Raw genomic sequence first — 24,696 nt, forward strand, 5'->3', positions numbered from 1 at the left:
GTGTGTACGGCACAGAAGCACCGCCGGTTCAATTTATATAGTATATGCGATTGTACAAGGCAAGACAATTATCATATGATAGGATTCATGAGATTCACATTTTGATCACGTTATCATTATTATCACTTAAAGGAGGATATCTCTTGCATATAACGCCTGATGATTATGTTAGCCAATTATATCCCGAAGATAAAGAATTGCAGCATGTAAAAGAAGTGATACGGGAGCGAGGTATGCCTGAAGTATCGGTCGCGCCTGCATATGGCCGTTTACTTACTCTGCTAGTCCAGACCTCGGGTGCGAAGGAAGTATTGGAAATAGGCGCTCTGGGCGGCTACAGCGGTATCTGTCTCTGCCGCGGTTTAGGTGAAGGCGGAAGACTGACTTCGCTGGAGTTGAAAGAAGAATATGCTTCACTCGCCGGGTCTCATCTGGAGAAGGCAGGGTTCAGGGACAAGGCGGAATACCGGATCGGGCCGGCAGCCGACAGCTTGGAGCAGCTCAAATTTGAAGGACGTCGCTTCGATTTCTTCTTTATCGATGCAGATAAAGAGAATTATCCGCTTTATCTCGACTATGCGATCGAGCTTGCCAATCCCGGTGCCATTATTGCAGGGGATAACTGTTTCCTGAGAGGCCGGACGCTGGACAGTGACAAAAACGGACCATCCGTGCAAGCTGTCCGAAGCTTCAATGAGACGATAGCCAGCGATGAACGGCTGGTCAGTACGCTTTTGCCTGCTTACGATGGATTGATTCTTGCTCGAGTGAAATAGGTGGATATCTATATGATCTGTAGAAAATCCCTACTAACCTTTATGGGTCGGTAGGGATTTTTATTAGCTCGCTGTTTCTAGCGTTGGTCCATAGTATATTGAATGTACAAAGAAATCGCTCCTTTGAGATGGTTGATGGTACTTCCATTACCAGAGAGCGGTTTCTTTTGTGTTTTAATTGAACGTTTGCATCTGCACGGAGCGTCTTTCACGCAAAAAAGGAGTCGTCCCTCAAGATCTAAAGATCTTTTTGGGACAGCTCCATTGTATTCTGGGTTTTTAGCATTAGGGATCACCTGAAATGGGGTGCCGGCTTGTTAGCGTATAGCTTCAGTCTGACCCATATCATATTAATGATGAGTAGACTTCCCGATATGAGGAACAGTCCTTCAATACCGATAAACCCGGATAAAAACCCACCGATGATGGCTCCGAGCATGTTACCGAGGGCGAGTGCACTGGTGTTGAAGCCAAATGCCCGGCTCTCCATGCCGTCCGGAGTGTACGATCGGATGAGCGCATTCACGCTCGGAAGCAGACCACCCATAAACACACCCATCATAAAACGCACGATAATCAGCTGCCATACGGATTGTACGAACGCTTGCGGTATGAGCGAAAGCCCGGTTCCGATCAAGGCGTAGGTCAAGATGCGGTTAGCTCCGACCTTGTCACTCAATCTGCCGAGTATCGGGGAGGCGATCATATTGGATAATCCGGTGACCGCAATGACGAAACCGGCCCACAGCGCAATGTCTACGGATGAGCCATGCAGCTTCTGTACGTATAGCGGCAGCAAGGACATCGGGCTAATCATCGCAAACTGTAGCAGAAATGTAACGGCAAACAGTGCAGGCAACTGCGGTGTATGGCTGAGCTCTTTCAAGCCGGCAATAACGGAGACCTGCGGAGTCGCCAGCGCCTCTTCACGGTTAAAGTTCTCCTTAACGAGAAACAATGCAAGCATGGAGGCTGCGAAGATGAGAACGCCTGTAATGTAAAATATCGGACGAAATCCAATCCAATTCGCCATTAATCCACCGATTAACGGGCCGAGAATTGTACCAGCCACCTGACCGGATTGCATGATGCCCATCGCAAAGCCCATTCGGTTCTTCGGTGTGGTGCCGGATACGAGAGAAATTGCTGCCGGATTGAATCCGGAGATGGTACCGTTTAGCAGGCGCAGCACGAGGAGATGCCATGGGTGAGTTGCAAACCCCATACACGCAATGACGAGTGCCATACCAAAGCCTGAACGGAGCAGCATTAGTTTACGGCCATACTTATCCGCAACTTTTCCCCAGATAGGCTGGAAAATAAATGAGGTCAAGAAGTTGGCAGCGAATATTAGACCAGCCCATATTCCAATTTCACGCTCCCCAACGACATTCAAGTCTTGTGCTAGATATAACGTCAGGAATGGAGTGATCATAGTCATTCCCGCATTGACGAGAAACTGTCCGAACCAAAGCACAATGAGGTTCACTTTCCAAGTTTTCAATGTGCTCTTCACTTCCTTTCTAAGCTGTCCAATCCGGAATAACCGGGTCATTTAACTCTCAGAAAAAATGCCATCTTATTAGTATAACATATTTTGTATTTTCCTGGTGGCAACAATGTCATAGTATTGTCATCTGATGTTCATATGAGATTCGGAGTGATGGTTGTTACTTACTTTTAAAAAGGGCATAATGTAATTTAGGAAACTTTTTATTACATTAATGGGGGCCTAATCATGACTTACAATGATCAGTTTATTCGAGCCTGCCGGAAGCAGGAAGTAGATCATATTCCCGTATGGTATATGCGGCAGGCAGGCCGCTACGATCCGGAATATCGCAAGATTAAGGAAAAGTATTCACTCCTCGAAATTTGCAAACAACCTGAGCTGGCCGCTGAGGTGACACTAATGCCGGTTCGTAAGCTCGGTGTGGATGCTGCTATTCTATATTCGGATATTATGAACCCAGTGGCATCGATCGGTGTGGACTTTGATATTGTGAAAGATATCGGGCCCGTTATCGACAATCCGATCCGTAGTGCCGCTGATGTAGAGAAGCTTAAGCCAATTGATGTAGAGGGTGATCTTGGCCATGTGCTGGAAACGATTCGCATCCTTGATAAAGAGCTGAAAGTTCCGCTGATTACATTCGCCGGTGCCCCATTTACCATTGCTAGCTATCTAATTGAAGGTCGTCCATCCAAAAATTACATACGCACCAAAGAGATGATGTACAGTGAGCCGAAGGTATGGTTTTCTCTGATGGACAAGTTAGGTGATATGGTCATTGCTTACTTGCGGGCTCATGTTGCTAACGGAGGCAAGGCGTTTCAGCTGTTCGACAGCTGGGTAGGCGCTCTATCTCCACGTGACTTCCAGACGTACGTACTTCCAACCGTTACCCGTATTTTTGCCGAACTTGAAGATTTGAATGTACCGAAAATATATTTCCCTGGTGTCAGCTCGGGAGAACTGCTTCCAACCTTATCCGGACTAAAAGCGGACGTCATTGGTCTGGATTGGAGAGTATCGATTACTGAAGGACGGAAGCGCTTAAATGGACAATTCGCGGTACAGGGAAATTTGGATCCAACTGTATTGACCGGTCCTATGGAAGTCATCAAACAGTATGCTAAGGATATTATCGATCAGGGCATCCTTGAACCGGGATATGTCTTTAATCTGGGTCACGGGCTGTTCCCTGAGGCATCTCTGGAAAAGCTTCGCGAATTGACAGCATATATCCATGAATATTCTGCAGAAGCAATTAAAGTAAGCGCCCGTCAATAGTCCATAATGCGGGTAAATGAATAGATAGAATACTCTAAATAGCCCAGAGGTGAATTGGATGAGTAATAAAATTGGCGTATTGGTTATGTCTTATGGAACACCGGAAAGTATGGAAGGAATCGAGGCTTATTACACGCATATCCGTCGTGGCAACAAACCTTCCGATGAACAGTTGAAAGAACTGACGGACCGGTATGAGGCTATCGTAGGCGGAGTATTTCCGCTGCGAGAGAATACTGATCGGCAAGTTCGGACGCTTCAAGATACGCTTAACCGCGATAAACGCGCACAGAATGTAGAGTTTGTATGCTATCAAGGATTGAAGCATGCGGCTCCGTTAATTGAAGACGGAGTGGAGCAAATGGTAAAAGACGGCATCAAGCAGGCGATCGGTATCGTTCTTGCTCCTCATTATTCTGTGATGAGTGTCGGTACTTATGTGAAGCGTGCGCGGGCTAAAGCAGAGGAAACTGGACTTGAGATTTCCTTTGTTGAAAGTTATCATATGCACCCTCTATTGATCGAGGCCCTTGCAAAGCGGGTAAGCGCCAAACTCGATCTGTTTAAGGAAGCCGGAGCGCTTCGCGAAAGTGTACGTGTATTGTTCAGTGCGCACAGCTTACCGGAGCGGATCTTGTCTATGGGGGATCCATATCAGGATCAACTGTTGGAAACTTCAAAAGCCGTGGCCGAACAAGCTAAGGTCGGACAGTGGCAGTTCACTTGGCAAAGTGCTGGCCGTACGCATGAGCCATGGCTCGGTCCGGATATTTTGGAGACGATGCAGGATCTTAAACGAGAGCAGGTGGAGGATGTGCTTGTCGCTCCTATCGGCTTTGTGTCCGACCATCTGGAGGTACTGTACGATCTGGACATCGAAGCAAAGGCTATTGCGAAAGAAATGGATATGCGTCTTGAACGTATCGATTCCTTAAACAGCGACCCTCTTTATATGGAAACATTAAGCGACTGTGTTATTACAAGCTGGAAACAGGGGATCGGCCAATAAAACCCGTATACACCTCAAGATAACTGGAGCCAAACTCTAATCTGGTTATTAACATAAAGATAAGCTACCCTCCGGCAAGCCGGGGGGTTCTATTTTTTCTACGGATCTTGGTATAATGAAGGGAGTTCATGGAAAGCCGCATAGAGAGAAAAAGGGGTGAATTATGTACCCATCACGTACAGAGAGAAAAAAAGCTAAGCAGCAGGCCCGAAAGAACCACCAGTTGCGGGTCTGGACTGTTATTAATTTAGTCCTCATTGTTGTGATCACTGCTGTGTTTACTTATTATTTTGTATTCAAGGAGGAGGAGCAGACCGGGACAGAACTCTCATTCTATGATCCGGCCATGCGAGACTTTCCAGAAGTGCATCAAGTATTCGCCCCGGGGCCTATGCTTATACCGATAAACAGTATTCGTTTTTAGAAGACTGAGAATCTGAAGTTCCTTTTGCTGGGGATACGTCATTTTTCAAACAAGGTTGATGAGTTTTTGAAGCCAATGGCACATATTATCCGTATAAATATTTGGGCAAAACAGTTAATGAGGACGAGTTCCTTCTGGGTAATTAATTGTAGAATTGCTTAAGCAACGGTGTCCGGGTGCTGGAAAGCAGCAAGGTAAGTTGCCGACTCGACACGCACCATATAGAGACACATAGGAGGTCTTGCCATGAACAATTTATGCGTGGCTCACCGTGGATTTTCAGCCAAAGCGCCTGAAAATACACATGCAGCCATTAAAATGGCGATGAATGAGCCTTTTGTAAACTGGATGGAAATTGATGTGCAGCTGACGCGTGACGGCGTTCCTATTGTTATTCATGATTACAGCGTTGACCGGACGACGAGCGGCAAGGGGAAGGTAAAGGATCTTACTTGGCAGGAAATACGCCGGATGGATGCTGGTATCTGGAAAGGACGGGAGTTCCAAGGTGAACAAGTTCCTTCACTGGATGAAGTGTTGCAGCTTGTCAAAGGTCGCTTAAAGCTGAATATTGAGCTGAAGACCAGCGGGGATATGTATCCCGGGCTGGAAGAAGCTGTATTGGATCGAGTTCATGCCCATGGAATGATATCGGAAATCGTTCTTACATCCTTTGAACCGAAGGCGCTTCTTCGAGCTAAGGAAATAGACCCTGAAGTACAGGTTGGTCTTATCATTGATGCACATCCACGTGATCTGTTGTCCCGACTGAAAAAAATAGGCTGTTCTTTTCTGTCCATAGGTTACTCTCATCTGGACGAGGCTTTTGCTGATGAATTGATCAAAAACGGAATTACGCCGATGGCTTGGACAGTGGACGATAAACGTAGTATGGCCTCCTTGGCCAAGATGAGCCCTGAAATTATGATATGCACCAATCGGCCCGATACATGGGGGCAACTGTTTCTGAATAAGATTGCACCGCGGATTCCGTTTTGGCGCAGAAAATGGAGAGGATGGTTTTAGGATGTGTGCTCTAGTAAACAACGTCTATTGCGTCGGCCGTAATTACCGGCTTCACGCTGCAGAATTAGGTAATGCGGTACCGGATGAGCCTATGATATTTCTAAAGCCATCTCATGCAGTCGTTCCTCTGGACGGCAGCCGCCTGGCGATGCCGAAAGGACGTGGGATTGTCCATTTTGAAGGAGAACTTGTTATTAAGGTGGCTAAGGATTATACCTCTGGCATGAAGGTGGACGAGTTGGTTGAGGTAATGGCACTTGGTATCGATTTTACGTTGAGAGACGTGCAGTCCGTCATTAAAGAAAAGGGACAACCTTGGACAGCGGCTAAAGGATTTAAGAATTCGGCACCTCTGACCCCGTATATTACTTTCCCGGGAAATGATCAACTACTACAAACAGAATTTACGGTTTTGAAGAATGGAGAAGAGGTACAGCGTGGAAATGCAGGAGACATGATCTTCTCTCTTCAGAACATTATTGATTACATTGGGCATCATTACGGACTTGGTAAAGGAGACTTGATCTTTACGGGGACACCTGCCGGAGTGGGACCTGCGGAAAGCGGAGATGTGTTTGAGCTGTTCTGGGGCGATGTGCGTCTTGGACGCTGCGAGATTGAATAGAGATTTCGCGAAAATGTAAGGGGGTTAAGCATTGAACTGGCTGATTGGTGCCATGGGGGCACTGATAGTAGCAGGTGCAGCATACTGGAAAAAATCGTTGTCATTATCAGGAGCGGCAGCAGCCGTTATGATGGGCGCGGTTTATTATGGAGCAGGGAACCTGTTTTGGTTCGGAACCCTGCTTCTTTTTTTCATGACGTCTACACTGCTGTCGAAATATCGTCAAGGAAGCAAGCAAGATTTAGAGAAGTCTTATGCCAAGACCGGCAAGCGTGATGCGGGACAAGTATTTGCCAACGGAGGCATCGGCATGGTTCTGTGTCTCCTTCACTTTATGTATCCTCATGAGGCGTGGAAGTTTACGTTTATAGGGGTAATGGCTGCGGTGACAGCTGATACATGGGCTACAGAAATCGGGAGTTTGAGCCGCCGGCCGCCAAGATCGATCCTGAACGGTAAATCTCTGCCGCCTGGAACGTCCGGCGGTGTTTCATGGCTCGGTTCAACAGCCGCTGCCCTTGGGGGAGCCGTAATAGGAACGGGAGCATGGCTGTTCGGTGTATGGTCTGGTATAGAGGGTATAGAGCCAGATCTGCTTGCTTATGCAGCCGCTGGTCTTATCGGCGGATTAGTGGGAGCTTTTACCGATTCATGGATGGGTGCAACCGTACAGAAAATGTACCGCTGTACCACTTGCGGTAAGGATGTGGAGGTTCATCGTCATTGCGGTCAGCCTACGGAGCGTTCCGGCGGATGGGACTGGATGACAAACGACGCAGTGAACCTGATCAGTTCGCTTATCGGGGGATTTGCCGCTTGGATGGCAGCAGCATTCTTGTAAGAGCAGTGTGTTTCGACAGCAGACCTCTGCCATGATATGATGAAGTAAATTCATAATAAGTAGGGAATAATTCGATGAATATCATGACTGTTGAACAACTGACCAAAAGCTATGGTGATAAAATATTGTTTCAGAATGCCTCCTTCGGAATGGAGGATCAAGATAAAATCGGGGTTATTGGAGTAAACGGAACAGGGAAATCTACGTTCCTGCGGATTATAGCTAGCCTAGAGCCGGCCGATTCCGGGAAAATTGCTGTAGGCAACCGGATCAAGATTCAGTATATGGCCCAAAATCCGGATTTTGATCCGGACAATACCGTGCTGCAGCAGGTGTTCGCAGGTGATCTTCCAGAGATGAAGCTCGTTCGTGATTACACGGAAACGATGGAGCTGCTGGAGATCAATCCCGATCACAGGGAACTGCAGGAGAAACTGCTGAAGCTGAACCAGAGTATGGATGCCTTGCAGGCATGGCAGCTGGAGAGTGACGCCAAGACGATTCTTTCCAAGCTGGGCATTCGCCATTACGATGCCAAAATGGGTGCGTTATCCGGTGGGCAACGGAAACGGGTGGCGCTTGCTGCTGCTTTGATCCAACCGTCCGATTTGCTTATTCTGGACGAGCCGACTAACCATATTGATAATGAATCGGTGGCTTGGCTGGAGCAGTATTTACAAAAACGGCGCGGCGCGCTGCTCATGATTACCCATGATCGTTATTTTCTTGACCGCGTAGCCAACGTTATGCTGGAATTGGATCATGGGCGTCTGTTCCGTTATGAAGCGAACTACAGCAAATTTCTAGAGTTAAAAGCCGATCGCGAGGAACGGGAAGCTGCTTCAGAACAGAAACGGCAAAACCTGTTCCGAAATGAACTTGCCTGGATGCGGAGAGGGGCCAAAGCCCGGACGACCAAGCAGAAGGCAAGAATTGATCGTTTTGAAAGCTTGAAGGAGCAGGAACTTATTCATTCGACCGGAGAAATTGATGTTTCTGTAGCTTCCACGCGGCTTGGGCGTAAAATTCTTGAGATTGAGCATCTCCATAAGCGTGCAGGTGACAAAGTTCTTATTGAGAACCTTTCCTATATTGCAGTTCCTGAAGATCGGATTGGCATTGTTGGGCCAAACGGGAGCGGGAAGTCTACGTTGTTGAACCTCATCTCTGGAAGTCTGCAGGCTGATGGCGGGCAGGTTATTACGGGCCCGACGGTTAAACTTGGTTATTTCACACAGGAACATCAAGAGATGGATGGCAGCTTGCGTGTTATTGAATATATTAAGGAAGAAGCGGAAGTGGTGCGAACGGCCGAAGGTGCTTCCATCACAGCAGCACAGATGCTGGAACGGTTTTTGTTTCCGCCGGCGATGCAGTGGACGCCTATCGCTAAGCTGTCCGGCGGGGAGAAGCGGCGGCTGTATTTGTTACGGGTGCTGATGAGCGCACCGAATGTGTTGCTGCTGGATGAACCGACTAACGATCTGGATATCCAAACCCTGTCCGTGTTGGAACAGTATCTCGATGAATTTCCAGGAGTAGTTATCGTTGTATCTCATGATAGATTCTTCCTTGACCGGACCGTAGACAAGATTATGGCATTTGAAGGAGAGGGGCAGGTTCGTGTTCATGTTGGCTCTTATAGCGAGTATGCCGAATGGGTGTCCCGCAATGCCATTGGATCACCGTCATCCTCCCGTAAGGGTGAATCGTCCGGGGCAGGAAGCAGGGTTCAGACGAATCCAGCATCCGCAGGAACAACAGCCAAAGAAACGCCGCGGGAGAAGCTCAAGTTCAGCTACAACGAGCAGCGGGAGTTTGAACAGATTGATGAGTTGATTGAGGCTGCCGAGGCTAAGATGGTACAAATTCAATCCGATATGGAGACCGCTGTAAGCGATGCGTCACGTCTACAGGAATTGATGCAGGCTTTGCAAGCCAGTGAAGCGGAGCTGGAACGCTTAATGGACCGCTGGACTTATCTTAATGAGTTGGCTGAAAAAATTGAACAGAGTAAAGGCTAAGCATTGCTGATTTTCTAGTCTTTTATCAAGGCATATACAGCAGGGGCTGTCCGAATTAAAGGTCATAGACCTATTTCGGACAGCCCCTCTTTGTGCTGCTTGGTTCAGTATAAGAGATTGTTCAAAAAGTCCGCTTTTGATCACGAAGTGAATCAGGAAGTGGGTTCGGCATCGAATCTTGAATTCAGCCGGTCCTTCCGGTGCTCACGTACCCAAAACGTACGCTCCGCTCCTCAGTCCCTAGCTTCATCCAACTGAAGCGTTTGAAAAAACGCACATCGGAAGCATATGCTTCGGTGCTGAAAACCGACCTTTTTGAACACGCACTATAAGATATTATTTCACATACGCTGCAAGCAATTTAGTCGTATTCAAAACGGCCTGTTTATGTGTTCTTTCCATGGCATGGGAGGCATGAACACCGGGACCAATAAGTGCAGCCCGTATGTTGCTACCGGCAGACAAAGCTGCAGAAGCGTCGGATCCATAATGTGGATAAATATCGACTGCATACGGAATTCCCTCGGCCTCTGCAAGCTGAATGAGACGGCCTGTCATATCATAATCATATGGACCTGATGAATCCTTGGCACAGATTGATACGTCGGTTTCTTTACAGCTCAGGTCGTCACCGATGCAGCCCATATCAACAGCGATGAATTCTTTAATATCAGAAGGGATGTATGCCGTTCCATGTCCGACTTCCTCATAGTTGGAGATGAGCACTTTTACATTACAGCGTGGTTTCCAGTCTTCACGTTTCATGGACTCAAGCAGTCCGAACAGAGCAGCTACACTGGCTTTATCATCAAGATGGCGTGATTTGATATACCCACTCGGTGTAATGACAGCTCGAGAATCAAAGGATACAAAATCACCGACAGAAATGCCAAGTTTTTTGACATCGTCAGCATTTTCAACAACCTCATCAATGCGGACTTCCATATGACTTTCTTGACGCTCAAAAGTCCGGGCATCGTCATATACGTGGACGGATGGCTGGGTGGACAGAATTGTACCGGTGTATGTTTTCCCGCCACGTGTGTGGATAACACAGTATTCATTTTCAATGCTGTTCATCATGAAACCGCCGACTTTTGTCAGACGCAATGTTCCTTCGGATTTAATCGCACGGACCATGGCGCCAAGCGTATCCACATGACCGCTAAGACCAATGGTATGGGATTCGTCCTGCCCCGGAACGGAGAGGATGGCTCCGCCTTTTTCATTGAAGGTCAAAGATACTCCCAAATTTGTAGCTTCTTGTTCAATTCGTTTCATGATATGTCCGGTAAAGCCTGTAGGGCTTGGCGTTTCCAGTAAATCTTTGAGCAGGGATAGGATATAGCTTTCATTAGGTTGTATAGACACGATAAAGCACTCCTAACTTGATTGATTTAATACGACTCGGCATAAACAGGATGGACGAGTATCCTCCGGATTATTGGGGGATGTTTTCCTGGTCCTGAGATGCTGTTTCAGCCTCTTCCGTGATTTCCGGCGTGTAGCCAGTTACTTCTTGAATATGTATAAGCTGTGCTGCAAGGGATTTAATCTCCTTTTGCATCTGGTACTGACGGTATATTCCGTATGAGCCGACAATTATGCCACCAATCAGCGTACAGCCGATAATAAGCAGGATAAGAGGGACGTGAACCATTCCGAACAAAAGGTTTACATCCACGGGGTCGACGTTGATGACGGCGAACACCGCAGTAAGCAGTGCGAACAGGAGTCCTGCAATAAGTGACCATTGCATTTTCATCTGGACACCTCCTTTCATCACAGTATAAAATCCCTTGCCGCAGGGGGCAAGGGATTTTATTACGGATTTCTACAGGTCCGGGTTTTATTTTGTCAGTTCTTCCATCTGGGAGATCACATTTTCGAATACGCTCATCGCTTCGCGGATCGGCTCTGGGGAAGACATATCGACTCCGGCTTTTTTCAAAATATTGATGGAGAAATCACTTCCGCCGCTTTTCAGGAAACCGAGGTAGCGGTCGACGGCTGGCTGGCCTTCTTCAAGAATTTGCTTCGAGAAGCTGGTTGCGGCCGAGAAGCCTGTTGCGTATTTGTAAACATAGAAGCTGTTATAGAAATGTGGAATGCGCGCCCATTCCATGCCAATTTCTTTATCTACAGTCATGTTCTTGCCGTGATATTTCACATTCAGGTCATAATAGATATCCGAGAGGTCCTGAGGAGTGAGCGATTCGCCGCTTTCAGCACGTTCGTGTACGATTTTCTCGAACTCTGCGAACATGGTCTGACGGAACACGGTAGTGCGGAACTGATCTGCATAATAGGTAAGCAGGTACATTTTTTCCTTTGGATCCGTAGATTTTTTTAGCAGATAATCCATCAGCAGAGCTTCATTGGTTGTAGAAGCGACTTCAGCGAGGAAGATCGTGTACTGGGCATCACGGTACTTCAGGTTGGTGTCCGAGTAGAACGAATGCAGCGCATGACCCATTTCATGAGCAAGTGTGAACATGCTGTTCAGATTGTCCTTATGGTTCAGCAGTACGTAAGGATGTGTGCCGTAAGCTCCCCAGCTGTATGCACCGGTACGTTTGTTTTCATTCTCATAGACATCGATCCAGCCATTGTCATAACCGTCTTGAAGGTTTTTTAGATAATCCTCTCCAAGTGGGTGAAGTCCATCCTTGATCTTCTGCTTCGCTTGATCGTAAGTGATGTCCATCTTGTATTCTTCCACAAGAGGAGCGAATAGATCGTACATATGAAGCTCATCCACGCCCAGCAGCTTCTTACGGAGATTCATGTATCGATGTAGCAGAGGCAAGCTTTCATGGATCGTATCGATCAGGTTCGTATACACTTCCTTCGGAATGTTGTCGCCATATAGGGACATTTCCAGTACGGAAGGGTACTTGCGCACACGGGAATAAAATATGTTTTTGTTCACGTTGGCACTTAGAGTGGCGGAGATGGTGTTCTTTTGTTTACCGTAGGTTTCATAAACCGCTTTGAAGGCCGCTTCGCGCACTTCGCGGTTCGGATTCTCAAGGAACTGGATGTAGCTTCCATGCGTTAGTTCTACTTCTTTACCATTTTCGTCTTTGATTTTCGGGAATTTCATGTCTGCATTGTTCAGCATGCCAAAAATCGTCTGCGGTGCAGAGGACATGTTGCCGACCTGAGCGAGAAGAGCTTCCTCGGCTTTGGACAGAATATGGGCTTTCTCACGCTTCATTTCTGTCAAAGTGAACCGGTAGTCTGCAAGTGTTGGGTCAGCAATCAGCTTGTCAAGCTCACCTTCCGACAAAGCAAGAATTTCCGGCGTGATGAAAGAAAGAGCTTCACCGACTTCAACGCTAAGCTTTTTTGCCTTTTGGGTAAGAGCCTGGTATGTAGGATTGGCCGTATCTTCGTCATGATGCATATGTGCGTAAACGAATAGTCTCTCGGTATGAAGCCCCACTTCATCTTCAAGCTCGAAGCATTGTTTGGTCGATTCCGCATTGGTTAACTTGCCTTGAAAATCGGCGGCAGTCTTGATCAGACGTTGAACTTCATTGTAAGCATTGTCCCAAGCTTTCTGATCTGCGAACAGATCTTGCAGCTTCCACTGATGCTCGGTTGGGACTTCGGAACGTTTCATTACTTTTTCCATGGGAATCCTCCTTGATTGATGAGAATATGATATAGATCGGGCACCTTCGGCTAAAACGTCTGAGTGAAGGGCGGGAAGTGGCAGGAGACTTAGCGCTAAGGTCAGGCAGAGTGCTCTTGCACGCTTCATTGGGCATAACCTCCTCGAAAAAATAGTTTCGAGCGATAGTATGCCGCGTCCCCGTCCCTTTCATCCTTTACTTTAGGAGGAACCCATAGTAACTAAACTGTATACAATAATGTAGAAGGCGAACAAGACCAAGGCGACAGCAGTTAAAGCCATTCCTCTCCGGATCCTCTGAGGGATACGGTCCTTGTTCATGATCATAATGAGCCCAAGGCTGAAAGCAAGAATAATGAAGATAACAGCGTTGGAATAGTCCATCTGTTTATACCTGCTTGAAGGCGTCCATTATGCGCCGCCATTCATCTTCCTGTTCCGTATACTCTTCTTTCGGAAAACGGTTTTGTGCCCACTGCATCAAAGCTGGACGGCTCATGAAGGTATGCGTTTCTTCACCCCATTGGTCGGAAATTTCACGAAGAACGATGTAGCGACCCTGCACCTCAACCGTCATCATGTTCCATTTGTCTTTTTTGTATATTTCATGTTTTTTTATCATATGCATTCTCCGTTACTATTGGGCTTTTTGTGTAAATGATAACGCACTCGTGGTCTGAAAAGCAAATAAGAAAAACGCTTTAAAAAAAGCTGAGACAGCAAAATGATGGATTGCATTGTCAGAAAACATGGGATATAATATGGATATTCGCCATAGATGGCGGTATTTTTAGGAGGTTGTTCATTTGAAAGGTACAGTTAAATGGTTTAACGCAGAAAAAGGTTACGGCTTTATTTCGGTTGAAGGTGGCGAAGACGTATTCGTACACTTCTCCGCAATCCAAGGAGACGGCTTCAAAACTTTGGAAGAAGGCCAAGCGGTTGAGTTCGAAATCACTGAAGGTAACCGTGGTGCTCAAGCAGCCAACGTAACAAAACTGTAAGTTAACTCCTACAACGGAGATCTTATAGATTAAGAGTGATCTTAATCAGGATATTTGTTTACTAAGGCATCAGACACAGTTCTCATTGAGAGCTGTGTCTTTTTGTCTTTTGCTGTGTTTTTTTAACAATAGGCAGAGGATAAGGCGCTTCATAGAAAAAGGTAAGCGCATCGTCTTTCGGACGCAGCTTACCCTTTTTTGTATTATTTTGTGTCAATAGACTCTACTGTAGTCTGGGTTTCTAGATCGTCAATGGCTTCCACAAAAGTATCCATCGCTTTAGCAAACAGATGTCTTCCCAGAAATCCTAATGCAGCCACGAAAGCTAGAACAGTGGCTAGATAGTAGAAGGAATCCCTGCCGGCTGTTTCAGACAACATCCCGCCAAAGGTACCGCTGATCAGCCCGGATGCACTGGACCAGAATACCGTAAACAGTGCTATCCCGGTCGCCCGGTAACGGCCTGGTATAAGCCGGGTGATATAACGGACCGCATGTACCGATTCCGATACCGATCCCGAGTGTCCAGGATACGCCTGCAACGCTGATAACATATCCAATCCCTAATGCAAAAAAGGCATATCCTAAAGAGCCGAACACCCGAATGACCGTAAAACTTCGGCCATAACGCTGAGCGGTTTGAATAGCCATTGTATCGGGTTAGAGGATAGACAGGGTAATAGAAGAAGTAGAAAATCGTGATAATCAAAAAGACAGGAGTAAACCCGGATGCGCCGGTCATCTCAAGCAGCATGAACAGCTGTCCGGCAATGAGGATAATCATAATTTTTTTGAGTGTTTGATATTTATCGCTGGCCAAGCTCCAGATCATGTTGGAAAACATCGAGCTGTCAGGGACTGGCAAGACTTTCACTTTGAACATCTACAGCCAAGATGGTCAGTGGTTTGACTACGATCCGGATGTTGTTGAGTGTGCAACGGACTCCGACTGCCGATATACGAAACTGGACCAGTAGAAGGAACGAGTAGATTATCTACTCGTTCCTTCAGTATTTGCTAGGTATCACTTAACACTTCTAAAGCATGCCCCTTAAAACCACGACGATCTAAACATGTGTAGGTAAAAAATAGAATAGGCAGCTGCCACTAGAAATTCACCCTACTATAAGTCTTGGTTTTTATTCCTTTGTAGCATAATGCCAGTTGATCTGCATACCCAATTCCCCTAATTTACCGGTTTTTTTTACTATTGGATCATATGTAACCAACACAGGAAAAAAATTTGGTGAGACAATGAATGAAAGTTTTTCACCTACTTTGTTTTCATAAGAGACAAAATAATCCCCGAACTGAGGTACATACTCAATTCCTGTAAACGATAAGTCGCCCCCATATTTTACATAAACATATACTTGAGATGTAGATATCGCAGTAAAACGTTGTATAACTGGGATCTGTTCAATAATAATTAACATCAACAAAATTATAAGTACTATCCTAATCTGTTTAAATCTTTTTGACTTCAGTCCTTTTAAACTCATTCGTTTTTCCCCTTTTTAATAAACTTAGGACACTCAGATTAAACAAGGAATTTGAAAATTCAGGAAGAATTTTGTAAATATTTACTGGAAATATATTGAATCCTTTTGTTCATTGTGCTTTACTAGAATTGTAACAAATACACCTAAAATATGGAAGGAATGTTATCTGGTATGAAAAAGAGATATTTTATTCCTCTAGCCACTTGTGCTGCGCTCATGTTGAGTAGTTTTACTGCTTTTGCAAATGAGGTTACTCCTTCGCAAATTGTGGATTCAAATGAAATTGTGATTAGTGCCGATGTCAGTGTCAAAAATAATCCGTATATTGAGCAGCATCTCAATGAGAATAAGGAAGAGACGGTCGAAGAAAGGGATTATGTAGTAGATCCTGCTGAAGAAGAAAAAATCATTCTTGCCAATTTGGATTCGTATTACAAAAAAGATCTTGATGTCGCTGCTATACTTCAATCAATATCTAGCGAGCTAAATATTCAAGAAAAAACATTATCACTTGTCAAAGAAGACAAAATTAAGGCTATGCACGAAATCCAGAAATATTACACATCCATACAAGTTGCAGACCAAGAAGTACTTAAGGGATTTTTAGATCGTTATGCCAGTTCATCCGGTGATCAGCAGGCTCAAACATTTCTGAAAGAAATCACGAAAACAGAGACTGATTCAAATCAATTATTAGCAGCCTATAACGGATCTGCTGCGGGTAATTGGGCATATAACAATTATAATAAATACAGCACTAACTTCCCTGCCTTTAATGCAGGCTGGGGTAGTGATTGTACAAACTTTGTATCTCAAGCCATGTATACTGGTGGTGGGAAAGCGATGGCTGGAAATTGGTATGTTTATAAAAAGAATTCTACTTACCTAGCTCCTAAAAGTGCAAAAGAGTTAGATTACAGCTGGACATTATCAGATCCTAGTCCTTGGATTAGTGTCGAGGCATTCAGCAGTTACTGGAAACCAAAATCTACAGTTCATTCGTACTCTAGGACAAATTACGAACAAAACCATAGAAATGTTTACAACAATTCTTCAATCTATATGGGCGATGTAGTCATTTTCCATCAAGGAGCTGCAGGCTGGATCACTACCCCAACCCATGTCATGATTATTTCTGGCTTTGACGCTGCTAATGCTGATTACAAACTTGCCGGGCACTCCAATGAAAGACAGGCCCTTCCACTTCTTGATGCTATCTCAAAATCTTATGGTAACTATGACTACTTTGAAATCCTTGAAATTCCAAGCTAATACCCGATATTTCGTTTGAAGAAAATTAACATAAGCGATATCAAAGCCATATACGAAAACAAAAACATCTGAAAGAAAGCCGGCTATTCCTATTCAAGGGAATAGCTGGCTTTTAGTTTGTAACAATGTCGATACCGTACGTATAAGGCGCTCTTTTTAAGGATGATCTATTATTTATGTCTTCAGAAACTGGAATCTCAAGACTAAAATTTCTAAACTTCAGTTTACCGTTTATCCGCGCTAAGATCTCATTAACAATCGCCTTGTATACCCCGAAAGGTCGTTCACTTATATTATAATTACCTTTGCCTATGATCCATACATAAGGGAATATTTTCCTACCTATTGGCTGACAAGGCTCTCTCCTTTACTCCCTACTCAGGTAATACTGCTCATACAGGTTTATCTTATCCTGCATAACTCTTTCAGTGAACTGGTTTTGCTGGATCTCCACAAACCAAGGTATGCCTTTCTATATCACAAAAGCGCCCGGTTCTGTAACTGTGAACGCCCGAGATAAGGCGATAATAACTGATCTGGAACGCTTTCGCTGCTTAAGCCGAGATGATGTGGCGAACATCACTTTTAATGCCATGCGAACAGTTCAGTTTAGAACACGGGTTGTATGACAACGCTAAGTATAGCACAGTGCTGATAGGTGAAATGTTGTTATTCGGATTTTACATAAATTTCAGAAATTAAGTCTTTTTTTAGAGAGAAGAAAGTATAAACATCGGAGCAAACCGCATCCTTATCTCCCAAGAAAAACTACCGCTAAGTGCGGTCTGTCTTCTTGAGGTACGTCGATAGAGATTTTTCTTACGAAAAAGATTGAACAAAGATACGAAAACCACCCGAAATATTTCTTCAGTGATGTGTGTTATTTGTACAAAAGAGTCGATCATATTATAATAGGTTTGATTTGGATAGGTATAAAAATGACAACCATGTGGAGGCAGAGTTCATTGAATGATCAAGAGCTAAGCCGTAAAGTTCCGCGTAGTCCAATCGGCCTCATGAGCCGGGTGTATAAGTTCATTCTCCCGGAAGTGGCTGCCGAACTGGACCAGTGGCGTCGGGACGCCGAACAAATTCCCAATGAGGAGCTCCGAAAGCAGGCACTTGCCAGCATTGAAACGAAGCAATTTCATTGCCAGGGCGGGGCAGTTTATGCCGCAGCGAGCCTACCGGATAAGCATATTTTGATTCCGTTAATAGTGGCTTATCAGACCATTAGCGACTATCTCGATAATTTATGCGACCGTAGTACTTCCTTGGATCCTGTCGACTTCAGGCAGCTCCACCAGTCGATGCTGGATGCGGTGACTCCGGGTACGGAGCCGGCGGATTACTATGCATACCGTTCGGAAAAAGAAGATGGCGGTTACCTAGGGCGTCTTGTACAGACCTGCCGTGACTGCATTAGTCAGCTTTCGGGATACGAAGCTGCCAAGCCGTATATTCGCGACTTGGCCGAGCTTTATATCGACTTACAGGTGTACAAGCATATTCATCCGGAAAAAAGGGAAGCTGCGCTCCTGGAATGGTGGTCACAGCAAGCCCATCGGACGCCTCATCTAAGGTGGAATGAGTTTGCTGCCGCAACAGGGTCTACCCTTGGGGTATTCATGTTGTTTTTGGCTGCAACGGATCCATTTCTGGATGAACAGGATGCATCTTCTATTCATGCGTCTTACTTTCCCAATGTATGCAGTCTCCACATTATGCTGGATTATCTGATCGATCAAGACGAAGACAGGTTGGGCGGCGATCTTAATTTCTGCAATTATTATGAAGACGCCGATACGATGCTGAACCGTATCGCTTCCATCGTTGAATGGGCCCGGAAGGATGTTACAGCAATTCCCTCAACTCCTTTTCATCGTATGATCATTGAGGGATTACTGGCTTTATATTTATCCGATCCCAAAGTCAGCGAACAGCAATTGGTTCGCTCCGTATCCAAACGGTTGATGAAGAGAAGTCCGATGACGCGTCTTTTCTTTTTTGTCAATAGTCGATGGATCCGCAAGCATAAGAATGAGTGACAATAAGGAGGAAGAAGAACATGGCAGAAGTTAAAAAAATTGCAGTTCTATCAAGCGGGGGAGATTCCCAGGGGATGAACGCGGCACTGCGTTCCGTTGTTCGAAGCGGCTTGTATCACGGGCTAGAAGTATACGGTGTTCAACGCGGATATCAAGGTTTGATTAATAATGAAATTTATCAGATGGATCTTCGCAGCGTCGGCGATATCATCCAGCGCGGAGGTACGATCCTGCAATCCGCCCGCTGTCCGGAATTCAAGACACTGGAAGGCCAGCAGAAGGGTGCCAACGTGTTGAACGAGCACGGTATCGACGGCCTTGTTGTGATTGGCGGAGACGGCTCCTATCAGGGTGCCAACAAGCTAAGCAAGCTGGGTATTAAAACGATGGGACTGCCAGGTACAATTGACAACGATATTTCTTTTACCGATTATACGATTGGCTTTGACACGGCCGTGAGCGTTGTTGTAGATGCGGTTAACAAACTGCGTGACACGATGTCTTCTCATGCCCGTTCGTCCGTTGTAGAGGTTATGGGACGCCACTGCGGGGATATTGCCTTGCATGCAGGGCTTGCCTCCGGAGCGGAAACGATCCTGGTGCCTGAAGTGCCGTATAACATGGATGAAATTGCTGATCGGATGAAGGAGAACTTCTGTAACGGTAAACGTCATAGTATTGTGATTGTGGCTGAAGGAGTTGGCAAAGGTGAAGATGTGGCAAACGCTCTGAAGGAGCGCCATGCATCTATCGATGCTCGTGTAACCGTACTGGGCCATATTCAGCGCGGTGGAGCACCGACTCCGTTTGACCGTAACCTTGCAAGCCGCCTTGGCGACTTCGCAGTTCGCAGTCTGATTCAAGGTGAGTCGGATAAGGGCTGCGGCATTATAAAAGGCGAACTAGTTCTTACGGATATTGACAAAGTCGTCAACACGAAAAAAGAATTCGACATGGATATGTATGAGTTGGCATTGCGCCTGTCTCAATAAGCAACTTTTCCAGAACCGGCCCTGCAGGAAATCCTGCGGGGTTTTTTTCAAATATATTCTAGACCAGAAAGGGGGAGAGTGTGATGTATTTATACCGATTGGAAGTGGAATGTGACAAAGGCAAGTTGGTAGTGATAACGGCTGCCGAGGATGAAGAACAAGCATTTTCTGCGGTGGATGAGCATGTTGAGCGGCATTTTCTAACGATGCCGGATATCCGGGAAGTGACCTTGCTTGAAAAGAAACGGATTTCTCCCGGCGCGGCATATGTTATTGAAACGTAAAAAAAGGGACTGCCTGATGGCGGTCCCTTTACTGTTAGTGAATTTAATGTGCATCAGCAAGCTTGCCGTGGGCAAATTTGCGCTGAACTTTGACCAGGCGGATGAGCAGGAGGGTAGCCCCCACAGCAAGGCCTGTAATTAATCCGATCCAGTATCCGAAGGCGGCTAAAGAGGTGAAGTTAGCCAGCACATAACCTACAGGTAGGCCGATGACCCAGTAAGAGAGAAACGCGAGCATAAATGCCACGTTGACGTCTTTATAGCCGCGTAATGCCCCTTGAGTCGGTGTTGCGATCGCATCGGATATTTGAAAAAAGATAGCGTACAGCAGAAAATGCTGTATCAGTTCTACAACGCTCGGTTCATTAGAATAGAGTCCTGCTACCTGACGGCTAAAAAGCATCAGAATAACGGCTGTAATCAATGACAGGATAACGGCTAGTCCGATTCCAAGCTTGGCATACTGCCTTGCATCTTTCATTCGCCCTGAACCGGCTTCAAATCCGACCAAGATCGTCAAGCTCATACAGATACTGAGTGGAAGCATGTATAAGGTTGTTGCAAAGTTCATGGCTGCCTGATGAGCTGCAATAGTAACAGTATCAAAATTGCTCATCATCAGGGTGACCGCCGCAAATACCGCTGTTTCAAAAAAAATCGAGAAACCGATGGGCACACCGATCTTCAAGTGACTCTTCCAGGCGGCAATCGAAATCTTCGGAATGCTTCGAAATATGCGGAAGCTGGAAAATGGATGCATGTTATGAACAACCACAATTGCAACGAGAAAGACAACCCAGTATGTGATGGCTGAGGCAATACCTGCACCAACACCGCCAAGTCTCGGGAAGCCCCAGTTACCAAATATGAATAGGGCGTTCAGCGTTACGTTGATTGGCAACGAAATAAGCGTAATGACCATGGATACCCGGGTTTGTCCGAGACCGTCAATGAAGCAGCGGAGCACAGTATAAGCGAAGAGAGGAACAATACCGGCTGAAATAGCCATCAGGAAGTGGGAAGCGATGTCTCTGACAGCAGGCTCCAGCGTCATGGCATTCAGTATGTTGGGAACGACGAGATAACCGATGCCGAGAACAACCAGAGCCAGGATCACTGCGAGCCACAGAGCTTGTATAACCTGATAGGCTACTTTATCCTCCCTACGGGCGCCCATAAATTGAGACACAATCGGGGTGATCCCCATAAGAATACCGCTGAGTCCAGTCTGAACAGGTATCCAAATACTTGTTGCAATAGCTACCCCGGCAAGATCTGCCGAGCTGAATTTACCAGACATATTCGTATCGAAAAAAGTGATGGCAGACAGAGCAAGCTGTGTGATGAGAATAGGAAGCAGAATAACAGCGAATTGTTTCAGCTTCTGCCGGGTTGTAAATGTCTTATTCATATAATGAGATCCTTCTTTGCTGGTATATATTTTTAACAACTTCCTATTGTAATCAATCTGCTCCGATATAACAATCTATAAGAAAATAAAAAGGTCCGGCACGTTTGGCTGGACCTTTCGAGAATGGATCATAATGGCGATTTACTTGTAAGTTACACCTGGAGTGTAGCGATTAGCCGCATTCCAGAGCAGGTATTCATCTACATTCATATCCTGAAGCGCACGGATTTGTTCTTCAATTTCTTTTTTCCCGTATTTGGCATAATTACCGCTACCGAGCCAGCTGGCGGTAAAGTCCTGAATCCAAGGACGGATAATTGGCTTGTAGGATCCGAGCGGATCGAGTTTTTTATGCGTGTCTTTCATAGAACCCTTGATTGTCTGATAAGGCGCTTTGTCAGGCACTTTGGAGCCGTACCAGCCTGTCGTGTAATGACTCGGATAAACCATAGGGCTAATGACGTCTACATGCTTGGAAATTTTGACAAAGTCCTGACCGATACCTTCTGCTGCCGGTACAGAAGCTGCATATCCAAAAATATCGACCGATACCCGAATGCCGAGCGGTGCGAGTTCTTTACGGGCATATTTAACAAACTCAGATATGACATCAACACGGGATTGATTACTCTTCGTATATTTCAAGGAATCGGCTCGTTTTTCGAACCCTTCTGGGAAGCGAACGTAGTCGAACTGGATTTCTTTAAACCCGAGTTTGGCTGCTTCCTTGGCAATTTCAATGTTATAGTCCCACACTTCTTTGCTGTACGGGTTAACAAAGCTTTCGCCTCTGCCGTTTTGCCACACGCTGCCGTCGCTTTTACGGAAGGAAAGTTCAGGATTTTTCTTGGCGAGGATCGTGTCTTTGAATACAACCACTCTGGCGATCGGATAAATGTCGTGCTTATTCAGCCGCTGCATCAATTTATCGATGTCTTTAATAAAAGGCTGCGGCTTTCCAAGCTCTTTAAGCTTAGGATTATCCGTCTTATAAGTTATGTATCCCTCATCATCTTTAATGTCAATAACCATGGCGTTCAATTCGGTCTTATCAAGCAAATTCACAAGTTGATCCATACGTGAACCGCCTGCACTGTAAGCTGTCACATAAATTCCTTTCACTTTGGGTGCTTCTTCCTGTGGATCGCTTTTCACAGTTGTTTGCTTGGGACCGTTATCTCCGGTGTTTTGCTGCTGGGTTATGGTGGAATTAACCGTAGTGTGAAGCAAGTTGGTCACTTGACCAGCGTCCGGCTGCCCGTTTGCTCCCATTCCTCCTATAGTCCAAATTAGTAAAGCTAAGATGATGTTCATAAATGCTTCTCTCCCTTGTGTACATTCACTACATGATTATAAAGGAACCGCTACCAATAAAAAGAACAGGTTTGTTACAATAAGAATACTGATATGTAACAGAGGGCTTTTTATTTTAACCAGGTACTAAGTGTTTTTAAACGAATTGGGAGTGATTAAAACGGAAAAGTCTGAAGTTGCGGATGATAACCACTTTATCGAGGATAAAAAATGCCGTTTCTCCGCGAAATATTTCGGGAAAAACGGCATTGCTAACAAAATCTTGTGACTTTTGATCACGATTTAATGAAGGTAAGCTTGGTTCTGATGCTCGCAAATACTGTATTGAATAATCTCCAAGGCGTCGTCCTCTTCCAGAATATTCAGCCCATCCCTTAGAACGATCATGGAATTCAGCTCGTTCTGTCTAAAGAAAGGCATCATGTCCGGAAACCACTTCATGACGATTTCTGACAGTTTTACAGTTTCCATTTCCACAAAAATCACCCTTTCCTTCCTTGACGTTAGGTTAGGCAGGACGTCTGCAGTAAAACGGAAAAGCTAATAAAAATTGCCTAGGGGCTGGTTTAAAGATACCTCATGAATATTGTAGGAACCGCGCTTTAATATTATACCACAATTATTAATCTTTATCTCTTGAAATGGGAAAAACTAACTCCTGCGGAATTGTCCCATAACCGCAACTGTCTCCACAACGTTAACAAAAGCTTCTGGATCCGTCTCGGTAATGATGGTTTTCAATTCGGCAAGCTCATACCGGGTTGTTACGGTCATCAGCATATCTTTTTCCTTGTGGCTAAAGGCTCCTTCGGTTTTAATCTTAGTAACGCCGCGTGGACGCTTCAGCAATTTTTCAAGCAGTGCTTCCGTCTGGTCAGTCACAATAAACAACGTAACTTTAATGTGGCTAATGTGGACAAGATCAATGATCTTTCCGGTAACGTAAATAGATAGCATGGAAGCCAAGGCTAGATTCCAGTCCTCTTCCATATAAGCTACTGCCAAAATAACCAAAGTATTCATTCCAACAAGCACATTGCCAACCGGGAAATCACGATAACGCGTCACAAGGGAACCGATGATATCAAAGCCGCCTGTGGAGCCGCCGACCCGAAAAGATAATCCGCCGCCAAGACCTACCAAAACTCCGCCAAATACAGCAGAGAGCAGCATATCAGAAGCCACCGCTTTAACAGGAATAAATTCCAGCAATAAAGTGACCATGATAACGGACAATATACTGAACCCAATAAACCGTTTGCCAAGCTTAATCCACCCGGCAATCAGAATCGGGATATTAAGTACAAAGTACATGACACTAATATTGAAAGGGGAAAAATAACCAATCAGCATGGCTAGTCCGGAAACTCCGCCGCTGAGAAGATGATGGGGGATGAGAAATAAGTTAAAGCCGCATGCTATAACGATTCCGCCGAACAAAATGGCGAGATAGCTCCAAATATGTTTTATCAAATGCATCACCTCTATAAGTAGTATTAGTTAAAGGAGCTTGCTGGTATTCCAGAATTGTTTTGTGATATAATGTGTTGGATATTCTTGAGTAGTTCGTTACAATGAAAACTTTGCATGCTTAACAGGATGATTATACATTAGCCGACCCATGGACTGGCGGCCAGATAAAAAAACGGTCCACCTCATGCAGAAAATCCTGCGGGCCGGGAAAGCCTATAAACGTTACCGCTACTTAAG

25 protein-coding genes are annotated in these 24,696 nt (G+C 45.5%); 13 read left to right on the forward strand and 12 right to left on the reverse strand.

The features are described 5' to 3' along the window. The first annotated feature begins 143 nt into the window (after positions 1-143). Positions 144-776 (forward strand): O-methyltransferase, encoded by a 633-nt coding sequence (locus AC2TF5_RS07425; RefSeq protein WP_491301545.1) that lies wholly within the window; start codon positions 144-146, stop codon positions 774-776. A 292-nt stretch (positions 777-1,068) separates the two neighbouring features. On the opposite strand, the gene AC2TF5_RS07430 is transcribed toward AC2TF5_RS07425, so the two are convergent. Next, the gene (locus AC2TF5_RS07430; RefSeq protein WP_491301546.1) at positions 1,069-2,331 is read right to left on the reverse strand and encodes an MFS transporter; all 1,263 of its coding nucleotides are present in this window, start codon (positions 2,329-2,331) and stop codon (positions 1,069-1,071) included. A 183-nt stretch (positions 2,332-2,514) separates the two neighbouring features. Here AC2TF5_RS07430 and hemE point away from each other — a divergent pair, with 183 nt between their 5' ends. From hemE to AC2TF5_RS07465, 7 genes are all read left to right on the forward strand, one after another. Further along, complete coding sequence (gene hemE / locus AC2TF5_RS07435; protein WP_491301547.1) at positions 2,515-3,570, forward strand: uroporphyrinogen decarboxylase; 1,056 nt, start codon at positions 2,515-2,517, stop codon at positions 3,568-3,570. 58 nt (positions 3,571-3,628) lie between these two features. Next, a complete protein-coding gene (gene hemH / locus AC2TF5_RS07440; protein ID WP_491301548.1) occupies positions 3,629-4,579 on the forward strand; it encodes a ferrochelatase in 951 nt (316 codons plus the stop codon). A 163-nt stretch (positions 4,580-4,742) separates the two neighbouring features. Beyond that, positions 4,743-5,003 carry a hypothetical protein gene (locus AC2TF5_RS07445; RefSeq protein ID WP_491301549.1) on the forward strand — a complete coding sequence of 87 codons (261 nt, stop codon included), beginning with the start codon at positions 4,743-4,745 and terminating at the stop codon, positions 5,001-5,003. A gap of 246 nt (positions 5,004-5,249) precedes the next feature. Next, entirely contained in the window at positions 5,250-6,029 is a 780-nt protein-coding gene (locus AC2TF5_RS07450; protein WP_491301550.1) for a glycerophosphodiester phosphodiesterase, read from the forward strand. Between the two features lies 1 nt (position 6,030). After that, the gene (locus tag AC2TF5_RS07455) at positions 6,031-6,654 is read left to right on the forward strand and encodes a fumarylacetoacetate hydrolase family protein (protein ID WP_491301551.1); all 624 of its coding nucleotides are present in this window, start codon (positions 6,031-6,033) and stop codon (positions 6,652-6,654) included. 31 nt (positions 6,655-6,685) lie between these two features. Continuing rightward, a complete protein-coding gene (locus tag AC2TF5_RS07460; RefSeq protein WP_491301552.1) occupies positions 6,686-7,495 on the forward strand; it encodes a DUF92 domain-containing protein in 810 nt (269 codons plus the stop codon). 74 nt (positions 7,496-7,569) lie between these two features. Next, a complete protein-coding gene (locus tag AC2TF5_RS07465; RefSeq protein ID WP_491301553.1) occupies positions 7,570-9,519 on the forward strand; it encodes an ABC-F family ATP-binding cassette domain-containing protein in 1,950 nt (649 codons plus the stop codon). Positions 9,520-9,855: 336 nt separating this feature from the next. Here the strand turns inward: AC2TF5_RS07465 and AC2TF5_RS07470 are convergent, their stop codons facing one another. The 5 genes from AC2TF5_RS07470 to AC2TF5_RS07490 all read right to left on the reverse strand — a co-directional run bounded on the left by AC2TF5_RS07470 (position 9,856) and on the right by AC2TF5_RS07490 (position 13,781). Next, complete coding sequence (locus AC2TF5_RS07470) at positions 9,856-10,890, reverse strand: M42 family metallopeptidase (protein ID WP_491301554.1); 1,035 nt, start codon at positions 10,888-10,890, stop codon at positions 9,856-9,858. A gap of 70 nt (positions 10,891-10,960) precedes the next feature. Next, entirely contained in the window at positions 10,961-11,284 is a 324-nt protein-coding gene (locus AC2TF5_RS07475) for a LapA family protein (protein WP_491301555.1), read from the reverse strand. An 84-nt stretch (positions 11,285-11,368) separates the two neighbouring features. Beyond that, positions 11,369-13,159 carry an oligoendopeptidase F gene (gene pepF, locus AC2TF5_RS07480; protein ID WP_491301556.1) on the reverse strand — a complete coding sequence of 597 codons (1,791 nt, stop codon included), beginning with the start codon at positions 13,157-13,159 and terminating at the stop codon, positions 11,369-11,371. Positions 13,160-13,360: 201 nt separating this feature from the next. After that, complete coding sequence (locus AC2TF5_RS07485; RefSeq protein WP_491301557.1) at positions 13,361-13,543, reverse strand: hypothetical protein; 183 nt, start codon at positions 13,541-13,543, stop codon at positions 13,361-13,363. A gap of 4 nt (positions 13,544-13,547) precedes the next feature. Further along, the gene (locus tag AC2TF5_RS07490) at positions 13,548-13,781 is read right to left on the reverse strand and encodes a hypothetical protein (protein WP_491301558.1); all 234 of its coding nucleotides are present in this window, start codon (positions 13,779-13,781) and stop codon (positions 13,548-13,550) included. Positions 13,782-13,965: 184 nt separating this feature from the next. Here AC2TF5_RS07490 and AC2TF5_RS07495 point away from each other — a divergent pair, with 184 nt between their 5' ends. Continuing rightward, positions 13,966-14,163, forward strand: coding sequence for a cold shock domain-containing protein (locus AC2TF5_RS07495; RefSeq protein ID WP_208918476.1), 198 nt, complete (start codon positions 13,966-13,968; stop codon positions 14,161-14,163). Positions 14,164-14,366: 203 nt separating this feature from the next. Here the strand turns inward: AC2TF5_RS07495 and AC2TF5_RS07500 are convergent, their stop codons facing one another. Both AC2TF5_RS07500 and AC2TF5_RS07505 read right to left on the reverse strand, forming a co-directional pair. Continuing rightward, on the reverse strand, positions 14,367-14,717 hold the full coding sequence (locus AC2TF5_RS07500) for a hypothetical protein (protein WP_491301559.1): 351 nt from the start codon (positions 14,715-14,717) through the stop codon (positions 14,367-14,369). Positions 14,718-15,302: 585 nt separating this feature from the next. Then, positions 15,303-15,665 carry a hypothetical protein gene (locus AC2TF5_RS07505; RefSeq protein WP_491301560.1) on the reverse strand — a complete coding sequence of 121 codons (363 nt, stop codon included), beginning with the start codon at positions 15,663-15,665 and terminating at the stop codon, positions 15,303-15,305. 171 nt (positions 15,666-15,836) lie between these two features. Here AC2TF5_RS07505 and AC2TF5_RS07510 point away from each other — a divergent pair, with 171 nt between their 5' ends. From AC2TF5_RS07510 to AC2TF5_RS07525, 4 genes are all read left to right on the forward strand, one after another. Then, the gene (locus AC2TF5_RS07510; protein WP_491301561.1) at positions 15,837-16,937 is read left to right on the forward strand and encodes an amidase domain-containing protein; all 1,101 of its coding nucleotides are present in this window, start codon (positions 15,837-15,839) and stop codon (positions 16,935-16,937) included. Positions 16,938-17,902: 965 nt separating this feature from the next. Beyond that, complete coding sequence (locus tag AC2TF5_RS07515; protein ID WP_491301562.1) at positions 17,903-18,985, forward strand: tetraprenyl-beta-curcumene synthase family protein; 1,083 nt, start codon at positions 17,903-17,905, stop codon at positions 18,983-18,985. Between the two features lie 20 nt (positions 18,986-19,005). Continuing rightward, positions 19,006-19,977 (forward strand): 6-phosphofructokinase, encoded by a 972-nt coding sequence (gene pfkA, locus AC2TF5_RS07520; RefSeq protein ID WP_491301563.1) that lies wholly within the window; start codon positions 19,006-19,008, stop codon positions 19,975-19,977. An 83-nt stretch (positions 19,978-20,060) separates the two neighbouring features. Further along, on the forward strand, positions 20,061-20,261 hold the full coding sequence (locus tag AC2TF5_RS07525; protein ID WP_491301564.1) for a DUF3906 family protein: 201 nt from the start codon (positions 20,061-20,063) through the stop codon (positions 20,259-20,261). 43 nt (positions 20,262-20,304) lie between these two features. On the opposite strand, the gene AC2TF5_RS07530 is transcribed toward AC2TF5_RS07525, so the two are convergent. The 4 genes from AC2TF5_RS07530 to AC2TF5_RS07545 form a co-directional block, all read right to left on the reverse strand. Then, positions 20,305-21,672 carry an MATE family efflux transporter gene (locus AC2TF5_RS07530; RefSeq protein WP_491301565.1) on the reverse strand — a complete coding sequence of 456 codons (1,368 nt, stop codon included), beginning with the start codon at positions 21,670-21,672 and terminating at the stop codon, positions 20,305-20,307. A 141-nt stretch (positions 21,673-21,813) separates the two neighbouring features. Beyond that, a complete protein-coding gene (locus AC2TF5_RS07535; protein ID WP_491301566.1) occupies positions 21,814-22,986 on the reverse strand; it encodes a putative glycoside hydrolase in 1,173 nt (390 codons plus the stop codon). A gap of 282 nt (positions 22,987-23,268) precedes the next feature. Beyond that, a complete protein-coding gene (locus AC2TF5_RS07540; protein ID WP_379248790.1) occupies positions 23,269-23,457 on the reverse strand; it encodes a hypothetical protein in 189 nt (62 codons plus the stop codon). Positions 23,458-23,637: 180 nt separating this feature from the next. After that, positions 23,638-24,465: a YitT family protein gene (locus AC2TF5_RS07545; RefSeq protein WP_491301567.1), complete on the reverse strand. Its 828-nt coding sequence runs from the start codon at positions 24,463-24,465 to the stop codon at positions 23,638-23,640. Positions 24,466-24,696 lie beyond the last annotated feature (231 nt).

This window comes from Paenibacillus sp. JNUCC 34 (genome assembly GCF_058269055.1).

What these genes read in the sequence shown, in the direction of transcription:
- AC2TF5_RS07525 (WP_491301564.1), top strand. Translation starts at nt 20,061, where the DNA reads ATGTATTTATACCGATTGGAAGTGGAATGTGACAAAGGCAAGTTGGTA.
- AC2TF5_RS07530 (WP_491301565.1), bottom strand. Translation starts at nt 21,672, where the DNA reads ATGAATAAGACATTTACAACCCGGCAGAAGCTGAAACAATTCGCTGTT.
- pepF (WP_491301556.1), bottom strand. Translation starts at nt 13,159, where the DNA reads ATGGAAAAAGTAATGAAACGTTCCGAAGTCCCAACCGAGCATCAGTGG.
- AC2TF5_RS07455 (WP_491301551.1), top strand. Translation starts at nt 6,031, where the DNA reads ATGTGTGCTCTAGTAAACAACGTCTATTGCGTCGGCCGTAATTACCGG.
- hemH (WP_491301548.1), top strand. Translation starts at nt 3,629, where the DNA reads ATGAGTAATAAAATTGGCGTATTGGTTATGTCTTATGGAACACCGGAA.
- AC2TF5_RS07540 (WP_379248790.1), bottom strand. Translation starts at nt 23,457, where the DNA reads ATGGAAACTGTAAAACTGTCAGAAATCGTCATGAAGTGGTTTCCGGAC.
- AC2TF5_RS07465 (WP_491301553.1), top strand. Translation starts at nt 7,570, where the DNA reads ATGAATATCATGACTGTTGAACAACTGACCAAAAGCTATGGTGATAAA.
- AC2TF5_RS07490 (WP_491301558.1), bottom strand. Translation starts at nt 13,781, where the DNA reads ATGATAAAAAAACATGAAATATACAAAAAAGACAAATGGAACATGATG.
- AC2TF5_RS07505 (WP_491301560.1), bottom strand. Translation starts at nt 15,665, where the DNA reads ATGAGTTTAAAAGGACTGAAGTCAAAAAGATTTAAACAGATTAGGATA.
- AC2TF5_RS07475 (WP_491301555.1), bottom strand. Translation starts at nt 11,284, where the DNA reads ATGAAAATGCAATGGTCACTTATTGCAGGACTCCTGTTCGCACTGCTT.
- hemE (WP_491301547.1), top strand. Translation starts at nt 2,515, where the DNA reads ATGACTTACAATGATCAGTTTATTCGAGCCTGCCGGAAGCAGGAAGTA.
- AC2TF5_RS07500 (WP_491301559.1), bottom strand. Translation starts at nt 14,717, where the DNA reads ATGTTATCAGCGTTGCAGGCGTATCCTGGACACTCGGGATCGGTATCG.
- pfkA (WP_491301563.1), top strand. Translation starts at nt 19,006, where the DNA reads ATGGCAGAAGTTAAAAAAATTGCAGTTCTATCAAGCGGGGGAGATTCC.
- AC2TF5_RS07430 (WP_491301546.1), bottom strand. Translation starts at nt 2,331, where the DNA reads ATGACCCGGTTATTCCGGATTGGACAGCTTAGAAAGGAAGTGAAGAGC.
- AC2TF5_RS07485 (WP_491301557.1), bottom strand. Translation starts at nt 13,543, where the DNA reads ATGGACTATTCCAACGCTGTTATCTTCATTATTCTTGCTTTCAGCCTT.
- AC2TF5_RS07535 (WP_491301566.1), bottom strand. Translation starts at nt 22,986, where the DNA reads ATGAACATCATCTTAGCTTTACTAATTTGGACTATAGGAGGAATGGGA.
- AC2TF5_RS07445 (WP_491301549.1), top strand. Translation starts at nt 4,743, where the DNA reads ATGTACCCATCACGTACAGAGAGAAAAAAAGCTAAGCAGCAGGCCCGA.
- AC2TF5_RS07450 (WP_491301550.1), top strand. Translation starts at nt 5,250, where the DNA reads ATGAACAATTTATGCGTGGCTCACCGTGGATTTTCAGCCAAAGCGCCT.
- AC2TF5_RS07510 (WP_491301561.1), top strand. Translation starts at nt 15,837, where the DNA reads ATGAAAAAGAGATATTTTATTCCTCTAGCCACTTGTGCTGCGCTCATG.
- AC2TF5_RS07545 (WP_491301567.1), bottom strand. Translation starts at nt 24,465, where the DNA reads ATGCATTTGATAAAACATATTTGGAGCTATCTCGCCATTTTGTTCGGC.